Genomic DNA, 17,606 nt, shown 5'->3' on the forward strand with positions numbered 1-17,606 from the left:
CTGGGAGGACCCGCGCTACCCCGACCGGGAGCTGCTCGACCGCGAGGTACCTGATCACCCGGTCGCGATGTGGTCGATCGACCTGCACACGGTGTGGGCGAACGGTCATGCGCTCGAGATCGCCGGCATCGACGCCGACACCCCGGACCCGTCCGGCGGAGAGATCGTCCGCGACACGGCAGGAGTGGCGACGGGCCTGATCAGGGAGGATGCCGCGGATCTGCTTGTTCGCTACATTCCGGAGCCGAGCCGCGAGGACCAAGCTGAACGCCTCGAGCGGACGCAGGAGCTCTTCCTCTCGCTCGGGATCACCGGCATCCACGACTTCGACGGAATCGCCTCGACACTGGGGTGGAACGATCTGCGTGAGGCCGGGCGGCAGCGGCTGCGGGTGACGAAGTTCCTCCGCCAGCCGGAGGTTCCGTGGGCGATCGAGACTGGGTGGATGACCGGCGGAGGCGACGACTGGCTGCAGCACGGCGGGGTCAAGCTCTTCGCCGATGGGGCGCTCGGTTCTCACACGAGTCACATGTCCTCGCCCTACCCGGAACCCGAGCCGGCCGGAGTCGGCGTGCATGGTGCCGAGGCACCCGAATCAGTCGAAGCGACGGTGGGTGCCGAAACCGCTGCCGTCGCTCTCGACGTGCCGCCCGAGGCGCACCTCAACTACGGCATCGCGCAGATGAGCGAGGACGAGCTCTTCGAGCAGGCGCGGATCGCGACCGAGGCGGGGATCTCCGTGGCGATCCATGCGATCGGCGATCAGGCCAACCATCATGTGCTCAACGTGTTCGAGCGGCTGCGGCCGGTCACTCTCGAGGTCTCCGAGCGCCTCGGCAGGCCGCTGCGCCACCGGGTCGAGCATGCGCAGTTCATCCAGCCTGAGGACGTCGCCCGTTTCGCCGAGCTCGACGTCATCGCCTCGATGCAGCCGCGCCACTGCATCTCCGACCTCCATCTGCTCCACCTCATCGACGAGTCCGCCCAGCTCGCGGCCTACGCCTGGCCGGACCTCCTCGGCGCGGGCGCGCAGGTGATCTTCGGCTCGGACGGTCCCGTCGAGCACGCGAACCCGTTCGCGGCGATCTATGCGGCGATGACGCGGGCCGACATCTTCGGGAATGCCGGGTCGACGTTCCAGCCGCAGCGCCGCTTGTCCGCCGTCGAGGCGTTCCGGTTGCACTCGCGGGCGCCTGCCGTGGCTGCTGGTCTCGGCGATCGGCGGGGGCACCTTGCGGCTGGGATGGACGCGGACTTTATCGTCGTCGACACCGATCCGTGCGAAGCTGAAGGGCTTGTCGTCGCCGAGGCAGTCGCCGGGCCCGATGGTCTGCTCGGCTATGACTCGGAGGAGGCGCTCTTCGCCCACGCCGAGGCGATCCGTGACACCCGCGTCTTCCTCACCGTCGTCGGCGGCGAGGTCCAGTACGCCGCGGAGTGAGCCGGCGCCGGGATGCCGAGGCCGTGTCGAGCGATCAGGTGTCGATCGAGCAACGCGCCGAGGCGGTGCACGGGCGCTGCCAGGTCAGCTGGAAAACGTCCCCGCGGGTAAGCGCGCCATCGGACCGCGCGGTTGAAATCCACACGGTACGGATAAGTCCATACCATGTGGACTTAAACCGCGCGGTTGTGTCGGGTGACGTCCCCGCGGGGACGTGCCTGCTCAGAGTTTCGCGTTCCATTCGTCGAGGCGCGACCGGAGGTCGGCCTCAGTGAGGCCGGTTCGGCCGATGCCGTGGTAGTTGGGCAGCCACGTCTCGACCCGTTCGTGGGCACTGGCCCCGGCCTGCACATCCCAGGCTCGGATGTCGTCGATCCGGCGACCGAGCCCCCGTTCGTACTCGGCGAGGAAGATGTCGGGCGCCGAGGTGGATCCCAGCAGTACGAGATCCTGGCGGCACCACGCGAGGTCGATGCCGCGGGGTCCCTGCCGGGCGCCAGCCCAATCGACGACTCCGGTGAGCTTCTCGCCCTTCCAGAGTGCATTGCCCGACCAGAAGTCGGAGTGGACGAGTACGGGATCGTTGAGATCGAGGGTCGCCCACTCGTGTTGGGCTCGCCTCGCGATCTGCGACGAACCAGTGGGCGGGCCCGACGGCGCCGCAGGCAGGCCTGCACCGCTCAGCCTGTGGATCCGGACCAGAGCCGCGGCCATTTCCCGGGCGATGACGTCGAGCGGAAGCGCGACGTCCGGAGCTCCGCCGGCGACCACCGTGGTGATGACAAGTGGACATTTCAACCCCGGGTCGACTGCGATGAGGCGCGGGACGAAGTCACCGAGTGCGGTGAGGCGAGGCAGGACCTCAGCCTCGCGGTGAGCGGCATCATGCCCGGTGGGAAAGCCGCGGACGACGAAGTCCGTGTGTCCGTCCGTGACGCGCACGGTCATCGCGTGCTGGCCTCCGGGCAGAACTCCCACGAGTTCGAGGTGCCGGCCGAGCAGCACCGATGCTGAGGCGACTGCCTCGGCGGACGACCAGCCCGATCCGGTCAGTGGGGACGTCACCGGCCCGCGCCCGCGAGCAGGCGCTCAAGTCCCGCGGCATATCGGGCGGCCATCATCCTCTGCGTGGCGACCGACAGCGGAGTTGCGGCCTTGAGCAGCGGATGGCCGGGCACCGAGCGTGACATGATCGAGGCGATGAGCCGGTCGCCGTCGACGGAGACGAGGAACGTCTGCACGCCTGTCTCGAGGTGGCCCGGCAGCGTGCGGTAGACGAAGCCGGCCTGCCGGTCGGTGTCGATGACGTCCTCGACGACGCACGACCCAACGGGCACGACGAGGTCCTCTCCGCGCAGCCGCCGGACACGGCCCGGCCAACCGGGATTGAGCCACAGGTCGACGACCATGCCCGGCTCCACCCGGCGCTGCGGCCTCGCAATCACCCCGGCGCCGGCCTGCAGCTGCCACGTGAGGATCGCGTCCCTGGCCAGCGGGAAGAGCGCGGCCGAGCCGACGTCGCGGATGTGCTCAAGAGAATTCATGCTCGCCCCCTGTGCCGCGGGCAGCCGTTTCCGCGGACGAACCCGCGGCTGCCCGGCAGATCTCACCGTACCTGGAGGCAACACCGTCGGGATCGAGCTCTCCGTCAGGGCGGAACCACTGGGCGACGCCCGTGCAGATCGTTGTGATCGCTCGCGCTGCATCTCGCGGGTACGGGGTGGCGAAGGTTCCGACCCTGACGCACTCGGAGACTGTATCGTCGAGCAGCTTCTGCTGGCGGTCACGGGCGCTGATATGGGCGTCCCTGGCGTCGGCGGGCAGGCTGCGGATCTCACTGAAGGCGATGAACGCGATGTCGGCCTGCTGGGCATGGAAGAGCAACAGACACTCGACGAGGCGATCGAATCGCGAGAGAGGATCCTGCGGCCCATCGGCAAGAGCCTCGGTACTCCGCGACCAGAGGTCGGCCATCGCCAGCCGGTCGATCTCAGTGAGGATCGCCTGTTTCGACGCGAAGTGGTGATAGAGGCCGGGAACAGAGAGCCCGGCGGCCTGGGCGACCTGGCGAATCGAGGTTCCGTGGAAGCCGCCGCGCACGAAGCAGTCAAGGGCGGCGTTGAGCAACGGGGGCAGGAGAGGGCTGTCGTAGGTTCTCCACTGTGCCACGGCGTCATCCTTGTCTCGATCCGGCAGGTGGGGCCGCTGCCGATGGCTGTGCTGAAGCAATCGCCCGAAGCCGCCGATTCGGTGCGACTCGTCTGCTGCTTCCAGTACCAATCTAGTGTGCCGTACCCGAGGTGCGTTACGGAGGATGCCAGGCTGACGAAGCGCGAGACCCTTGTGCCCGTCGGTGATGTGACCTAAGCTACATGGAAACCGAGCGAGCGCTCGGTCGGGCAAAGGGCCCGAGACGTTGATCGGAAGTTCGATGACGACTGAACACACAGAGACTGCGGGGCCGCCGGGATCTGGTGGCGGCGCGTTCGACCGCACTCCTGACGAGAACTTCACCTCCATCGAAGGGTCAGTGGGCGCACGGGTGTGGACTGCGCTCTACCCGGAGTCGGTCGATGCGACCTCTGACATTCGGTGGGACTCCGTCGCCCACGCCTGGAACGACCGGGTTGCCTCTGCCCCCGGCCAGACGGCCTTCCTCTATCACAGCCGGTCATTGACGGTTGCCGATGTCGATGTCGAAGCCGAGGCGCTCGCCGCCGAATTCCTCGACCGTGAGGTCAGTCCGGGAACGATCGTCGCCATAAGCCTTCAGAATGTGCCCCAGTTCGCCATAGCGCTGCTGGCGGCATGGAAGATCGGAGCCGTGCCGCTCGTCCTCAATCCGATGTACCGCGGTCGCGAGCTCCGTGCACTCATCGATGACTCCCGTGCGCTCGGATTCGTCTGCGATGCCTCCACCGCCGAGGCGGTCGCTGCAGCCCTCACCGGCAGCTCGGTGTCGTGGATCGTCACGACCACCGACGGGGAGTACGCGCCGCGTGCCCGCAGCACGACGATGGGAGCTGCAACGGCTTCGGCCGAGCCGAACGGCGCTTCGGATGTGGGGTCAAGCGCCACTTCGAGCGCCTCGAAATCCACCGGGATAGCCTTCACCTCATGGGCTGCGGCCCTCGCGCCGCACCGTGCCGCGGCCGTGACCTCCGAGACGGACCTCGCCATCGCCTCGGTGAGGGAAGCCGAACTGCGCCACGACCTCCTCCCCGGACTCGACGACCCAGCTCTGCTCACATACACGTCGGGGACCACAGGGCCGGCGAAGGGGTCAGTCGCCACGCACTGGAACGTCCTCAGCGTCGCTCAGGGCTGTGGACAGTGGTTCGGGATGGGCGAAGGTGACGTCATGCTCGCGGTCGCGCCGCTCTTCCACATCACCGGTGCCGTCGCGTGTGCGGCCACATCTCTCGTCCACCCCGTGGTCCTCGATTTCATCGGACGCCCTGACGCCGAGAAGATCATCTCAGCCATCCGCAACGACAGCGTGACCATGACCATCGGATCGATCACCGTCTTCAACGCTCTGCTCGATCACCACGACGCCGTTGCGGAGGACTTCGCGAGCATCCGATGCCTCTACTCAGGCGGTGCACCGGTCCCACCCGCAACCGTCGAACGATTCCGCGACCGATTCGGACACTACATCCACAACATCTACGGCATGACGGAGACCGCCTCGGCCGTCATCGGCGTCCCACTCGGCTCCGAAGCCCCGGTCGACGCCGCCACCGACACACTTGCCATCGGCGTGCCCCTGCCCGGCCTCGACGCCCGAGTCGTCGATATCGGCACCGGCGAGATTGTCGCTGACGGCCGCGCCGGCGAGCTCGAACTCCGCGGACCGCAGGTGACGCCGGGCTACCTCGGTCGGCCCGAAGCCGACGACAGCGCCTTCGATGACGGCTGGCTGCGCACCGGCGACGTCGCCGTCATCGACGATTCCGGGTGGATCTACCTCGTCGACAGGATCAAGGACCAGATCAACGTCTCCGGCTACAAGGTGTGGCCGCGCGAGGTCGAAGATGCCCTCTACGAGCACCCCGACGTCCTCGAAGCAGCCGTCGTCGGCCGACCCGACGACTATCGCGGCGAGACGGTCGTCGCCTACGTCTCGCTGCGATCCGGCAGGACAGCGGCACCCGATGACCTCATCGCGTTCACCCGGGAACGCTTGGCCGCCTACAAGGCACCACGTATCGTCCACATCATCGGCGACCTGCCGAAGACGCACACCGGAAAGATCCAGCGCAGACTGCTGCGCGACGCACCTCCCGCGACCGACGACGCACCAGCAGCACAGACAGCCGAGGCCAACCCGACAGAGGAGACACGATGACCGAACCCACCGCAGCCGGACGATTCGACGGCCAGGTCGCGCTCGTCACCGGAGCCAGCCGGGGCATCGGCCTCGGCATCGCTCAACGACTGGCGGCCGAAGGAGCGAAGCTCGTCCTCACCGCTCGCAGGCCCGAAACCCTCGCCGAGGCGGTCGCGTCCTTTCCCGAGGGCACGGCGATCGGCATCGCCGGAAAGGCCGATGATCCCGGTCACCGCACCGAGGTCTACGACACGATCGCCGAGAGCTTCGGCCGCCTCGACGTCCTCGTCACCAACGTCGGCATCAACCCCGTCTACGGTCCGACCATCGATATCGACCTCGACGCAGCGCGGAAGATCCTCGACGTCAACGTCATCGGCACGCTCGCATGGGTGCAGGGTGCCGTCCACCATGAGGGTCTGCGCTTCAGGGAGAACCGGGGCCGGATCGTCTCGATCTCCTCTGTCGCGGGTCAGGTGCCCAGTCCCGGCATCGGCTTCTACGGCGTCTCCAAAGCGGCCGTCTCCCACCTCACTCGCACTCTCGCCGTCGAACTCGGACCGGAGATCCGGGTGAACGCGGTCGCGCCGGCCGTCGTCAAGACCCAATTCGCGGCCGCCCTCTACGAAGGCCGCGAAGACGAAGTCGCCAGCACCTACCCGGCAGGTCGCCTCGGCACACCCGAGGACATCGGTGCGGCCGTGGCCTACCTCGCCTCCTCCGACGCCGAATGGATCACCGCTCAGGTGCTCACCGCCGACGGCGGCCTCATCACCGCAGGAGGAAACGCATGACCACGCTGCCACCGGAGATCGAGGATCTGCGGCAGAGGACCCGCTCGTTCATCCGCGAAGTCGTCATCCCTGCGGAGCCGAGACCCGGCACCAGCCTCAGCGCCGACACTCTCTCCCATCTGCAGTCACGAGCCAAGGAGGCCGGAGTCTTCGCCCCGCACGTGCCAGAGCAGTGGGGAGGACTCGGAGTTCCGATCGAGCACTGGTCTCGGATCTTCCAAGAGGCCGGATATTCGCCCATCGGCCCAGCAGTGCTCAACTGCATGGCCCCCGACGAAGGCAACATGCACATGCTCGCGCGCATCGGCACTGCGGCCCAGAAGCTGAGGTACCTGTGGCCGCTGGCCGCCGGCGACATGCGGTCGAGCTTCGCGATGACCGAACCCCATCCAGGAGCCGGCTCCGACCCATCCGCGCTCTCGACGCGGGCCGTCAGGGACGGCGACGATTGGGTGATCACCGGCGACAAGCGGTTCATCTCCGGTGCCGAACTCTGCGACTTCTTCATCGTCATGGCCGCCACCGAGCAATCCGGTACCGAGGAGCTGGAGGCATCCCGCGCCGAGGCGGTCGCCGGCTCTGCCGCAGGAGCCGGCCCCACGCATAAGCGGCACGAACTGGCGGCGACGATGTTCCTCGTCGACCGCGACACCCCGGGGGTCACCGTGGGCCCAGTGATCCACACCGTCGACACCACGATCGCCGGTGGTCACCCCTACGTGACGTTCGAGAACGTGAGGGTGCCCGCTTCCGCCGTTCTCGGTGAGCCGGGCAGAGGCTTCGACTACGCTCAAGTGCGCCTGGCCCCGGCTCGGCTCACCCACTGCATGCGCTGGCTGGGTCTGGCCCGACGGGCCCTCGACATCGCCCTCGACCGTGCTGAGCACCGCACCGTCTTCGGCGACGTCCTCGCCCGTCAGGGGCTGGCACAGGAGCTCATCGCGCAGTCGGTCATCGACATCGAGACCTCCGACGCGATGATCGAGAAGACCTCGCTGGTCCTCGAAGAGGACCAGACGCATGCGAACGCACTGTCGTCGATTGCCAAGGTCCACTGTTCGGAAGCCGTCTACCGCGTCATCGACACAGCGGTGCAGCTCACCGGCGGGGACGGTGTCTCCTACGACCTTCCGCTCATTCAGTATCTCAATGAGGTTCGACCGTTCCGGATCTACGACGGGTCGACCGAGACCCACAAGTTCGCGATCTCCAGGCGTGCGTCGTCACGTCGCCGCCGAGAGGTCGCCGCCGGTGCGCCACGCCTCGACGTCGTTCGACCGGTCGGCGATGCCGACGATGCAGGTGCCGCGCGTGCTGAGGCGGACTCCGCGGACGCAGAGGCGGTAGCCGGATGACCGCACAGATCATCGACGTCGTCGACACCTCTGCCGAGGCTGCGGCACTCGACGTCCCGCCCCTGCTCGTCCTCGACGCGGTCGCCGACTACCTCGACGACCACGGCATCGGCACAGGCTCAGTGCACTGGGAGCGGATAGGAGAGGGGCAATCGAATGTCACCTATCGAATCAGGCGGGAGAACGCCGATGTCGTCCTCCGCCGCGGGCCCCGACCGCCGATTCCGCGCTCGACCCACGACATGGTCCGCGAGGCGCGCATCCAGACAGTGCTGCGCAGGCAGGGGGTCGCGGTTCCGCAGATCGTCAGCGTCTGCGAGGACGATTCCGTCCTCGGCGTTCCGTTCTACATCATGGATTTCGTCCCGGGCACAGTCGTCACCGACCGACTTCCCGTCGTGCTCGACGACCACCGCGCCAGGCGGGGATTCGGCGAGGCGCTCGTCGATCAGCTCTCAGCGCTCCACGATGTCGACGTCACCGATCCCGAGGTCGCTTCACTCGGGCGACCCGAGGGCTATCTCGAACGTCAGATCGCGCTCTTCTCCTCATTGTGGGAGAAGAACACCAAGCGGTCGCTGTCGGGGGTCGGGCGCCTCGGCGAGTGGCTCGAGTCGAACCGACCGAGTACCCAGCTCCATTCCGTCGTCCACGGCGACTACCGGGCCGGCAACGCGATGATCGCCCCGCAGACACCTGTCCGCGTCGCCGCGGTGCTGGACTGGGAGATGTCGACGCTCGGCGATCCTCTCGCCGATCTGGGGTATTTCCTCGCGACGTACTCCGACGCCGCGCATCCTCGTACGGTCATGGACCTCACCCCGGTCACCTCGGAGGCTGGGTTTCCGGACCGAGCCGAACTCACCGCCCGCTATCGGGACCGGACGGGCCTCGACCTGGCCGCCCTGCCCTGGTACGAGGCACTGGCACTGTGGAAGGCCGCGATCTTCTCCGAAGCCATCTACACCCGGTGGTTGTCCGGTGAGGTCCCCGCGGCAGGGGAGTTCACCGGCACGCTCGAGCAGGGGGTGCCCGACCTCCTCGATGCCGCCTGGAATGCAGCGACCACGCTGAGGTAGACACAGGCCGAGACCACTGAGGCCACACGCCGCCTGCGGGAGATGACCACCGCCAACCGTGGGAAGCCCGTCACCCCTGTCGTTTGCAGGGGAGCAACCCGCCCTTGTCGCGCCCGATTTCGGGCCGACTCACCCCTGACCACCTTCACCACCGAGCACCGGAAAGGCAGACATGACTGCACAGCTGGCGGGGACGACGGCGTCCCTGCGCACGAAACGGCGATCCGTCGCCGCAAGCACCGTCGGCAACATCCTCGAATGGTACGAATGGAGTGCCTACGCGGTCTTCACCCCCTTCATCGCGGCGGCGATGTTCAACAGCGAGGACCCTGTCTCTGCGGTCCTCGCCACCCTCGGCGTCTTCGCCGTCGGGTTCCTTATGCGACCTCTCGGCGGGATCGTCTTCGGTCGAATCGCGGACCGCCGGGGACGGAAGTTCGTCCTCATCACCACTATGCTCATCATGGCCGCAGGATCGTTCCTCATCGCAGTCATGCCCGGCTACGCGCAGATCGGGGCCGCCGCCTCGTTCGTCCTTCTCATCGTCCGCGTCGCTCAGGGATTCGCCCACGGCGGAGAGTCGGCGACAGCGAACTCGTACATCGCCGAAATCGCCCCCGCGCATCGCCGCGGGTTCTGGGGCAGCATCGTCTTCGTCGCGATCTTCGGAGGCTCGGTCCTCGCCTATACCGTGGGCGGCGCGATCACCAACCTCTTCAGCGAGACAGCGGTGTCCGAGTGGGCCTGGCGCATCCCGTTCGTCCTCGGCGCGCTTCTCGCCCTCGTCGCCCTGTGGATGAGGCGGGGCATGATCGAAAGCGAGGTGTTCGCACAGTCGGAGTCCGAGAAGACGCTCCCTGCCGAGGCGGTCGCCATCAACCGTCGCCGTGTGACCCGAGCGATCATTCTCGTCGTCCTCATGACCTCGGGCATCACCGCCGCCCACTACACGTGGTCGTCCTACGCCTCGACGCTGGCGATCACCGAACGCGGCATGGATCCGCAATCGGCGTACTGGGCAACAGTGGGTGCGCAGCTCATCGCACTGGTCTCGCTGCCCTTCTGGGGAGCACTCTCGGATCGAGTCGGCCGGCGTCCGATGCTCATCGGATTCGGACTGCTCATGGCGGTCCTGCAGTTCCCGCTCATGGGCATGATCACCTCGGCGGGGTGGACGCTCTTCGCCGCGTCGTCGATCGCACTCCTCATTGTCGCAATCGCTGGCGCACTGCTCTCCGCTGTGCTCTCGGAGGCATTTCCGACGAAGGTCAGGACGCAGGGCATCGGCTTCGCCTACTCGGTCTCCGTGGCCGTGTTCGGCGGCACCGCGCCCTACCTCAACGGGTTGTTCAACTCTCTCGACCTCAGTTGGCTCTCGAACGGGTGGGTGATCCTGCTCTGCTGCGCGACGATCATCGCGGTCGCCCTGCTGCCGGAGACCAAGGGAAAGGACCTCAACGAGGTGTGAACCGAGGTGCTGTCGACGCTGAGCAGCCTCCGGCCGAGGCTGCTCAGCGTCACGACTGGGCACGAACCGCCTGCGCCGAGTCCGCCCCTACCGAACCGCCGGCAGGGATCGTTCGATGCGGTCGAGGAGCTCCATCGTCGCCACCGCCTGCGCCGCCGAACTCTCCGGCTCACGGCCCTGCCGGATCGCCTCGGCGAACTCCTCGTCCTGACGGCGGATTCCGTCCATCGCGGCATCCTCACCGGTGTCGACGGGATTGCCGTAGCCGTCGACGAGGTCGTCGTACCGGGCGATGAACGTGCCCTTGTCGCAGATGTAGCGGAACGTCGTGCCCAGCGGCCCGTCGTTGTTGAACGACACCGCGAGGCTGAGCAGGGCACCCGACTCACTGGCTGCCGAGACGCTGAGATCCGTGTAGATCCCCATCGTCTCGCTCACCGGTCCTGCGAACCCCTGGACTGCGGCGACCGGCGCCCCCGTCTGGTGGGCGAAGAGGTCGACGCTGTGGCACGCGTGGTGCCAGAGCAGATGATCGTTCCAGCTGCGCGGCTCACCGTTGGCGTTGATGTTCTCCCGCCTGAAGAAGAAGGTCTCGGCGACGAGATGCTGGAGCACGAGTTCGCCGCTTTCGAACTGCCGATGCAGCCACCGATGACCGGGATTGAACCTCCGCGTGTGCGCGACCATCGCCACCGCACCCGACTCCTCCGCCGCCTCGGCGACGGCCCTGGCATCGGCCAGACTCTCGGACACCGGGATCTCCACGAGCACGTGCTTGCCCGCCCGCAGCACCTCGATGGCCTGCTCCGCGTGGAGCGGGGTCGGGGTCGCGAGGATGACCGCATCGATATCGGTCCTGCTCAGAGCCTCGCCGAGGTCGCTCGCCGTATCCGCGATCCCGTACTCGGCCGCGACGCGGGCCACGGCATCGGGTTCCTTGCCGACGAGGAGTCCCACCTCGACGTCGTCGATCTGGGCGATCGCGTCGAGGTGCTTCCGGCCGATGGCTCCTTCTCCTGCCAAGGCGACTTTCATGTCAGATCTCTTCCCTTCGGTGTGGATCGGCGATAGTCTCGCCTCACTGCGGTCGATTGGTGCGAGGGAGCCGGTGCTTTGGCGACAAAATTGTCTATGTTATTGTCACCATTGTGAGTCAAGCCAATACTGTCACGGACGCCCTGCGTCAGGACATCCTCAACGGATACTTCCCACCGGGCGCGCGCCTGGTGGAAGCGGTCGTCTGCGACCGGTACGAGATCAGCCGCGCCTCCGCACGGGCTGCGTTCCTCGCCCTCAGCGCCGAAGGCCTCGTCGAACGGGAGACGAACCGCGGAGCGACGGTGCGCCGCGTCAGCCCCGAAGAGGCCGTGCAGATCACCGAGGCCAGGGCCGTGCTCGAATGCCTCATCGCCAGCGAAGCCGCGAAGAACGCAACCGATGCGGACAAAGCCGAACTCGTCGACATCGGCGAGAAGATGCAGGCCGCGGTGTCCGGCGGCGATGTCATGCGCTACTCCGAGCTCAACACCTCGCTGCACCGCAAGCTCGGTGAGACCTCCCGGCACGATGTCGCCCGCGAACTCATCCGCCTGCTGCGCAACCGCGCCGTCCACCATCAGTACAAGATCAGCCTCGTGCCCGGGCGCCCCGCGGAATCGCTGGGCCAGCACCTGGCCATCATCGAGGCCGTCGCGGCCTCCGACCCCGAGGCCGCCGACCGCGCGATGCGCGCCCACCTCGACTCGGTCATCTCCGTGCTGCGCAACTGGCGCGAGATCAACGCGTACTGAGCTGCAGGCAGGGACCGGGCGAAGTCGGGTTCGTGAGTGACGGCGGATGCCGTCACGGCCGGCGTCGACGCATCGTGTGTGACCGCCGTGCGCTTCGGCGCGGCGGGCCTGGCACTCGTTCGCCCCACCGAGGCGGGCCGGATGCTCGTTCGCCCCACCGACGCGGGCCTGACATTCGTTCGCCCCACCGAGGCGGGTGGACGCTCGTGTCCCACCCGTCGTGCGTCCGCTGCCGAAGGTCATCGTCAGCTCGCGCGTGAGCGATCCTCGAGCAGGGCGGCCAGACGCGGGAACACGCGCAGCGCATTGCCCGAGTAGATGAGGTCCTTCTCCGCCTGCGGCAGGTCCGTGTGCTCGATGTAGTACCCGGTGTCGTCCCAATAGCGGTCGGTGCGCGCGTCCTTGCCGCGCACCGCACCGATCATCTCGGTCCCGAAGAGGATGTTCTCCGGTGCGATGACGTCGACGAGCAGGTCGATCCCCGGCTGGTGGTAGACGCATGTGTCGAAGTACACCTGCTCCATGAGCGCTTCGAGGTCCCAGCCCTTGTCCTGCGCCATGCCCGCGAACCGGCCCCAGTGGTAGGGCACAGCCCCGCCGCCGTGGGGGATGATCAGCCGCAGTCCCGGGTAGTCGCGCATGAAGCCTGAGCTCAGCGCCTGCATGAACGCCGTCGTGTCGGCGCTGAGGTAGTACGAGCCGGTGGTGTGGAAGTAGTCGTTGTCCGCACCCGAGACATGGATCATCCCGGGGACGTCGAGCTCCTGCATCGTCTCCCACAGCGGCGACCAGTACGGATCCCACAGCGGGGGCCCGTCGAAGTGTCCGCCCGACGGATCCGGGTTGACGTTGCACCCGATGAAGCCGAGCTCCTCGACGCAGCGCCGCAGCTCGGCCACCGTCGCGGTGAGATCGGCCCCCGGCGACTGCGGCAGCTGGGCCACGGGCGCGAAGCTGGTCGGGAAGAGATCGCAGATGCGGCGGATGAGATCGTTCTGCTGCCGGGTCCAGGTCAGCGAGACCGCCTGGTCGCCGACATGGTGCTCCATCCAGCTGGCCCGCGGAGAGAAGATCGTCAGATCGATTCCCCGCTCGCGCTGCAGAGCAAGCTGAGCGCCCTCGATCGACTCCCGCAGCTCGTCGTCGCTGATGTCGATCGGCGCCGACGCGTCGAACTCCAGCCCTTGGATGAATGCGGACTTCTGCGCCTCACGCCAGGCGCCCACCGCCGGCGGAAAGGTCGTGTAGTGGCCGTGGCAGTCGATGATCAAGGGGACCATCCCTTCAGCATGCGGGTGTGTGATCTGTGCTACTGAGAAAGTAGCACAAAGTGTAGACAATTTTGTAAACAAGGAGCAGAATGGATGACGGCGAGGGGGTGACGTTCTCGATGAAACCCTGCGTCATCCCTTCGCCTGCCGACGTGAACAAAGGAGTTGTGACAGTGGTGACTGAAGATCAAGACCGCGACTATGACGACATCCCCGGAACCTATGTCTTCGACGCTCGCCGCGCGAAAGAGGGCTACCAGCTCAATAAGTTCCTGATGTCTCTCAACGAGGAGCCGAATCGGGAGGCGTTCCGCAGCGATCCCTCCGCGTACCTCGACAGGTTCAAGCTCACGCCCGAGCAGCGCACGGCCGTCGAAGAGCGCCAGTGGCTGCACCTCCTCGAGGTCGGGGGCAACGTCTACTACACCTTCAAGCTCGCCATCTTCGACGGACTGAGCATGCAGGGGATGGGCGGAGACATGTCCAGCATCACCGAGGCGGAGTTCGCCGAGATGATGCGCAACGGCGGACGCCCGATCGAAGGCAACCGATTCAAGAGCGAATGGGAGAACAAGAACAATGGCTGAAATTGTCGGCGGAGTGGGCTGCTCCCACGTTCCCGCGGTCGGCGCGGCACTGGACAACGGCAAGTCGGGCAACGAGGTGTGGAAGCCCTATTTCGACACCCTGCCCCCGGCTCGGGAATGGATCGAGGAGAAGAAGCCCGACGTGTGCATCGTCGTCTACAACGACCACGCCTCGGCGTTCTCGATGCAGCTCATCCCCACGTTCACTCTCGGTGTGGCTCCGGAGTTCCAGCCCGCTGACGAGGGGTTCGGCCCGCGCAAGGTGCCGACGGTCGAGGGCGATCCCGACCTCGCCTGGCATCTCGCGGAATCGCTCATCCTCGACGAGTTCGACATGACGATCGCCAACGAGATGGACGTCGACCACGGTCTCACCGTTCCGCTCTCGGTGATGTTCGGCCAGCCGGAGAACTGGCCGACCAAGGTCATTCCGCTCGCGGTCAACGTCGTGCAGTTCCCGCCGCCGACCGGTCACCGCTGCTACATGCTCGGCAAGGCTCTGCGTCGTGCGATCGACAGCTATCCCGGTGCCGAACGCGTCGTCGTCTTCGGCACCGGCGGCATGTCCCACCAGCTCCAGGGCGAGCGGGCAGGACTGGTCAACTCCGAGTGGGATTCGCAGTTCATGGACAACCTCGTGAGCAACCCCGCCGAGCAGGCCCAGGTTCCGCACGTCGAATACCTCCGCGAGGCCGGCACCGAGGGCGTCGAGCTCGTCATGTGGCTGATCATGCGCGGGGCGATGAGTGACTCCGTCGAGGAGGTCTACCGCAGCATCTACGTGCCCACCTCGAACACGAGCAACGGCCTCATCGTCCTCGACAACGCCTGAGGCCGGCGATGTCGGCTGAGGCAGGCGATGTCTCGGCTGAGGCCCGCGACGGCTCCGTATGAGACGGCCGCCGACACGGCCTGAGTGCGCCCCCTGACTGCAGCGGCGGCACCCGAATGGGTGTCGCCGCTGCCATGTCCGCCCTCGCCGAGGTGGGGGTCCACCCGAGCCGGGGCCCGCCGAAGTGCGGCAGCCGGGGATGATGGGGCCCGCCGAGGTGCGGCAGCCGGGGCTGGGGCCCGCCGAAGTGCGGCAACCGGGGATGATGGGGCCCGCCGAGGTGCGGCAACCGGGCACGGGCCAGCTTGGAACCCGCCGAGGCGCGACAGTCGGGGCTCGCCGAGGCGCGACAGCCGGGGCCCGCCGAGGCGCGGCAGCCGGGCATGGCGACGGGCACGGATTCGGGAGCTCCACCTCGGCGAGGGTCGATAGGTGGGATCGCCTCGGTGAGGGAAACAGCTGGTGAGAGCAGTGAATCTCAGAACACGAAATGTTCGTAAACATAATTGTTCACAATTACGTTGACAATGCGTAGACTGAGTTCGTGCATGCGATGTGCCTCACATCCGTGCACCGGTGCTGACAGTGTCGTCGCATCGCGCACGGGCTCGGATCTCCTCCTGCCCACCCCTGCGGCACCGTTCAACTGTCGATCTACCGCAAGGATCCCAGCAATGTCCTCATCGACCAGGACCGACGAGCCACCACGCATCACGAAGCGCGAACGACTGCGCGTGCTGTGGGCGAGCTTCATCGGCACAGCCATCGAGTGGTACGACTTCTTCCTCTACGGCTCTGCCACCGCACTGATCTTCGCTCCACAGTTCTTCCCGTCCGAGAACCCTCTGAGTTCGACGCTGGCGGCGTTCGGCGCCTTCGCGATCGGCTTCGTCGCTCGGCCTCTCGGCGGTGTCGTCATGGGCTTCCTCGGCGACAAGATGGGCCGGAAGTCCATGCTCATGCTCTCCATGATCCTCATGGGCGGCTCGACCGTGGCGATGGGCCTGCTGCCGAACTATGCGACCATCGGCATCGCCGCGCCGATCATCCTCGTGAGCCTGCGGTTCATCCAGGGCATCGGCGTCGGCGGCGAGTGGGGCGGCGCCGTGCTCATGGCCGTCGAGTACTCGCCGCGGGAGCGTCGCGCCCTCTACGGCGCGATCCCGGGAATGGGCGTGCCCGCCGGCATCATCACGGCCAACCTCGTCTTCCTCTGGGTCACCGCTGCCGTGGCCCCCGAGGCGTTCGCGGCGTGGGCATGGCGGATCCCGTTCCTCGCCAGCGGTGTGCTCGTCATCGTCGGCATGTACATCCGCGTCAGGGTGGGGGAGACGCCGTCGTTCAAGCGTCTCGAAGCCTCCGCCGAGGTGCTCAAGAACCCGCTCGGGCTCCTGTTGCGCAAGTACAGCGGACCGATGCTCCTGGGCGGACTGATCTCGATCGTCCCGCCGCTGCTCGGCTATGTGCTCACCGTCTACATGCTCACCTACGGCACGCAGGTGCTCGGGCTGCCGCAGGGCCAGATGCTGTTCGTCGTCATCCTCGGCTCCGTGGTCCAGCTCGTCGTCATGCCCTTCGTCGCGGTCTTCGCCGACCGGATCGGGCACAAACGCTCGTATCTGCTGGGCATCGTCCTCACCGTCGTGTGGATCTTCCCGATGTTCATGCTCATCAACACGGCCAACCTCGGGCTGATGATCCTCGCCTACGCGGTCTCCTTCATCATCCACCCGCTCATGTCCTCACCGCAGGGCGCGGTCCTCGCCGGCATCTTCCCACCGCAGGTCCGCTACAGCGGCGCGTCGATCTCCTACCAGATCGCGGCCGTCATCTCGGGCTTCACGCCGCTCATCGCCGCTGCCCTGGTCGGCGCCAGCGGCAACGTCTGGACGCTCGCGATCTACATGACGGTGCTCTCGGCTGTCTGCCTCGCCTTCGCAGCGATGATGAAGGTCGGCACCCATGCCCATGAGTGAGGGGTGAGCCGGTGAGGCGGGACGTTCTGCAATCGGCGTGAGTCGACGACCAGGGTGTCTCGTCCCTCCTGACAAGCTGACAAGGGGTGCGCGTTCGTTCTGAACGCGCACCCCTTGGCGGTGTCTGGACGGGGGTGGGTGACGGGGCCCGGAGGCGGCGGTGGTGTCTGGAGGCAGCGAAGGTGTCTGGAGGGGTTGGGCAGCTGCCGCATGAAGAAGGGCGGATGATCACCGCCTGGCAAAGGGCGCGATGTCGGCGCGTGGAGAGGGGCGGCTGGTCGGTGCTTAGAGGGGAGTGGTCCATGGGAAGCGATGACCTGGAAGGTTGCGGCCCACTTGAGTTTCGAGGGCTCAGTTCGGGAACTGTGCTCTCCAGACTCAAGTGAGCTCAACTGAGATCCGGCTCGCGATGCGTCGGAACGGCGTCACGCGGGGGAGTGTGCGCGACGCGAAGAGAGGGCTCGCGCTCGGACGGCGGCCGAGGCAATTGCAGGCGCGCGACAGCGCAGACCGCGGCCGAGGCAATCGCAGGCGCGCGGGAACGCAGAGCGAGCGCGTGGCAGCGCGGCCCGACACACGACGGCGCAGAGCGGCCGCCGAGCTTTCGCTCGACGGCCGCTCTACGCCTGTCCTGTCGCGTGAGGCCCGGGCGTCCGGCCGCAGGCCGCAGTGCCCCAAAC

The 17,606-nt window shown here is 67.0% G+C and carries 15 protein-coding genes; 10 read left to right on the forward strand and 5 right to left on the reverse strand.

All coding sequences use genetic code 11. From position 1 onward, the window contains the following. On the forward strand, positions 1-1,441 hold a 1,441-nt coding region (locus tag FFS20_RS15960; RefSeq protein ID WP_137826796.1), incomplete at its 5' end, for an amidohydrolase. Positions 1,442-1,663: 222 nt separating this feature from the next. Here FFS20_RS15960 and FFS20_RS15965 read toward each other — a convergent pair. Genes FFS20_RS15965 through FFS20_RS15975 form a run of 3 tightly spaced genes read right to left on the reverse strand, consistent with a single transcriptional unit; the run spans position 1,664 to position 3,721 of the window. Further along, complete coding sequence (locus FFS20_RS15965) at positions 1,664-2,506, reverse strand: aminoglycoside phosphotransferase family protein (protein WP_249356904.1); 843 nt, start codon at positions 2,504-2,506, stop codon at positions 1,664-1,666. After that, the gene (locus tag FFS20_RS15970; RefSeq protein WP_137826797.1) at positions 2,503-2,985 is read right to left on the reverse strand and encodes a DUF1990 family protein; all 483 of its coding nucleotides are present in this window, start codon (positions 2,983-2,985) and stop codon (positions 2,503-2,505) included. Before FFS20_RS15970 ends, FFS20_RS15965 begins: the two co-directional genes overlap by 4 nt. Next, positions 2,972-3,721, reverse strand: a complete 750-nt coding sequence (locus tag FFS20_RS15975; protein ID WP_249356905.1) for a TetR/AcrR family transcriptional regulator — start codon at positions 3,719-3,721, stop codon at positions 2,972-2,974. Before FFS20_RS15975 ends, FFS20_RS15970 begins: the two co-directional genes overlap by 14 nt. 151 nt (positions 3,722-3,872) lie before the next feature. Here FFS20_RS15975 and FFS20_RS15980 point away from each other — a divergent pair, with 151 nt between their 5' ends. The 5 genes from FFS20_RS15980 to FFS20_RS16000 all read left to right on the forward strand — a co-directional run bounded on the left by FFS20_RS15980 (position 3,873) and on the right by FFS20_RS16000 (position 10,470). After that, on the forward strand, positions 3,873-5,792 hold the full coding sequence (locus tag FFS20_RS15980) for an AMP-binding protein (RefSeq protein WP_137826798.1): 1,920 nt from the start codon (positions 3,873-3,875) through the stop codon (positions 5,790-5,792). Then, complete coding sequence (locus FFS20_RS15985) at positions 5,789-6,568, forward strand: SDR family oxidoreductase (protein WP_137826799.1); 780 nt, start codon at positions 5,789-5,791, stop codon at positions 6,566-6,568. Before FFS20_RS15980 ends, FFS20_RS15985 begins: the two co-directional genes overlap by 4 nt. Continuing rightward, positions 6,565-7,923: an acyl-CoA dehydrogenase family protein gene (locus FFS20_RS15990; RefSeq protein ID WP_137826800.1), complete on the forward strand. Its 1,359-nt coding sequence runs from the start codon at positions 6,565-6,567 to the stop codon at positions 7,921-7,923. Before FFS20_RS15985 ends, FFS20_RS15990 begins: the two co-directional genes overlap by 4 nt. Beyond that, positions 7,920-9,002: a phosphotransferase family protein gene (locus FFS20_RS15995; RefSeq protein ID WP_137826801.1), complete on the forward strand. Its 1,083-nt coding sequence runs from the start codon at positions 7,920-7,922 to the stop codon at positions 9,000-9,002. The genes FFS20_RS15990 and FFS20_RS15995 overlap by 4 nt, the downstream gene beginning before the upstream one ends. Before the next feature lie 172 nt (positions 9,003-9,174). Then, positions 9,175-10,470 (forward strand): MFS transporter, encoded by a 1,296-nt coding sequence (locus FFS20_RS16000; protein ID WP_137826802.1) that lies wholly within the window; start codon positions 9,175-9,177, stop codon positions 10,468-10,470. 87 nt (positions 10,471-10,557) lie between these two features. Here the strand turns inward: FFS20_RS16000 and FFS20_RS16005 are convergent, their stop codons facing one another. Further along, positions 10,558-11,505 carry a Gfo/Idh/MocA family oxidoreductase gene (locus FFS20_RS16005; protein WP_137826803.1) on the reverse strand — a complete coding sequence of 316 codons (948 nt, stop codon included), beginning with the start codon at positions 11,503-11,505 and terminating at the stop codon, positions 10,558-10,560. Positions 11,506-11,618: 113 nt separating this feature from the next. Here FFS20_RS16005 and FFS20_RS16010 point away from each other — a divergent pair, with 113 nt between their 5' ends. Further along, positions 11,619-12,260, forward strand: coding sequence for a GntR family transcriptional regulator (locus tag FFS20_RS16010; RefSeq protein ID WP_249356906.1), 642 nt, complete (start codon positions 11,619-11,621; stop codon positions 12,258-12,260). A gap of 245 nt (positions 12,261-12,505) precedes the next feature. Here FFS20_RS16010 and FFS20_RS16015 read toward each other — a convergent pair whose 3' ends face one another. Next, positions 12,506-13,540 (reverse strand): amidohydrolase family protein, encoded by a 1,035-nt coding sequence (locus tag FFS20_RS16015; protein WP_137826804.1) that lies wholly within the window; start codon positions 13,538-13,540, stop codon positions 12,506-12,508. An 80-nt stretch (positions 13,541-13,620) separates the two neighbouring features. Here FFS20_RS16015 and ligA point away from each other — a divergent pair, with 80 nt between their 5' ends. The 3 genes from ligA to FFS20_RS16030 all read left to right on the forward strand — a co-directional run bounded on the left by ligA (position 13,621) and on the right by FFS20_RS16030 (position 16,926). Next, positions 13,621-14,118, forward strand: coding sequence for a protocatechuate 4,5-dioxygenase subunit alpha (ligA, locus tag FFS20_RS18390; RefSeq protein WP_249356907.1), 498 nt, complete (start codon positions 13,621-13,623; stop codon positions 14,116-14,118). Continuing rightward, positions 14,111-14,950 (forward strand): class III extradiol dioxygenase subunit beta, encoded by an 840-nt coding sequence (locus FFS20_RS18395; protein ID WP_137826805.1) that lies wholly within the window; start codon positions 14,111-14,113, stop codon positions 14,948-14,950. The genes ligA and FFS20_RS18395 overlap by 8 nt, the downstream gene beginning before the upstream one ends. A 674-nt stretch (positions 14,951-15,624) precedes the next feature. Further along, positions 15,625-16,926: an MFS transporter gene (locus FFS20_RS16030; protein WP_171007116.1), complete on the forward strand. Its 1,302-nt coding sequence runs from the start codon at positions 15,625-15,627 to the stop codon at positions 16,924-16,926. Positions 16,927-17,606 lie beyond the last annotated feature (680 nt).

Source organism: Brevibacterium sp. 2SA (genome assembly GCF_005502845.1).
Classification (GTDB): domain Bacteria; phylum Actinomycetota; class Actinomycetes; order Actinomycetales; family Brevibacteriaceae; genus Brevibacterium.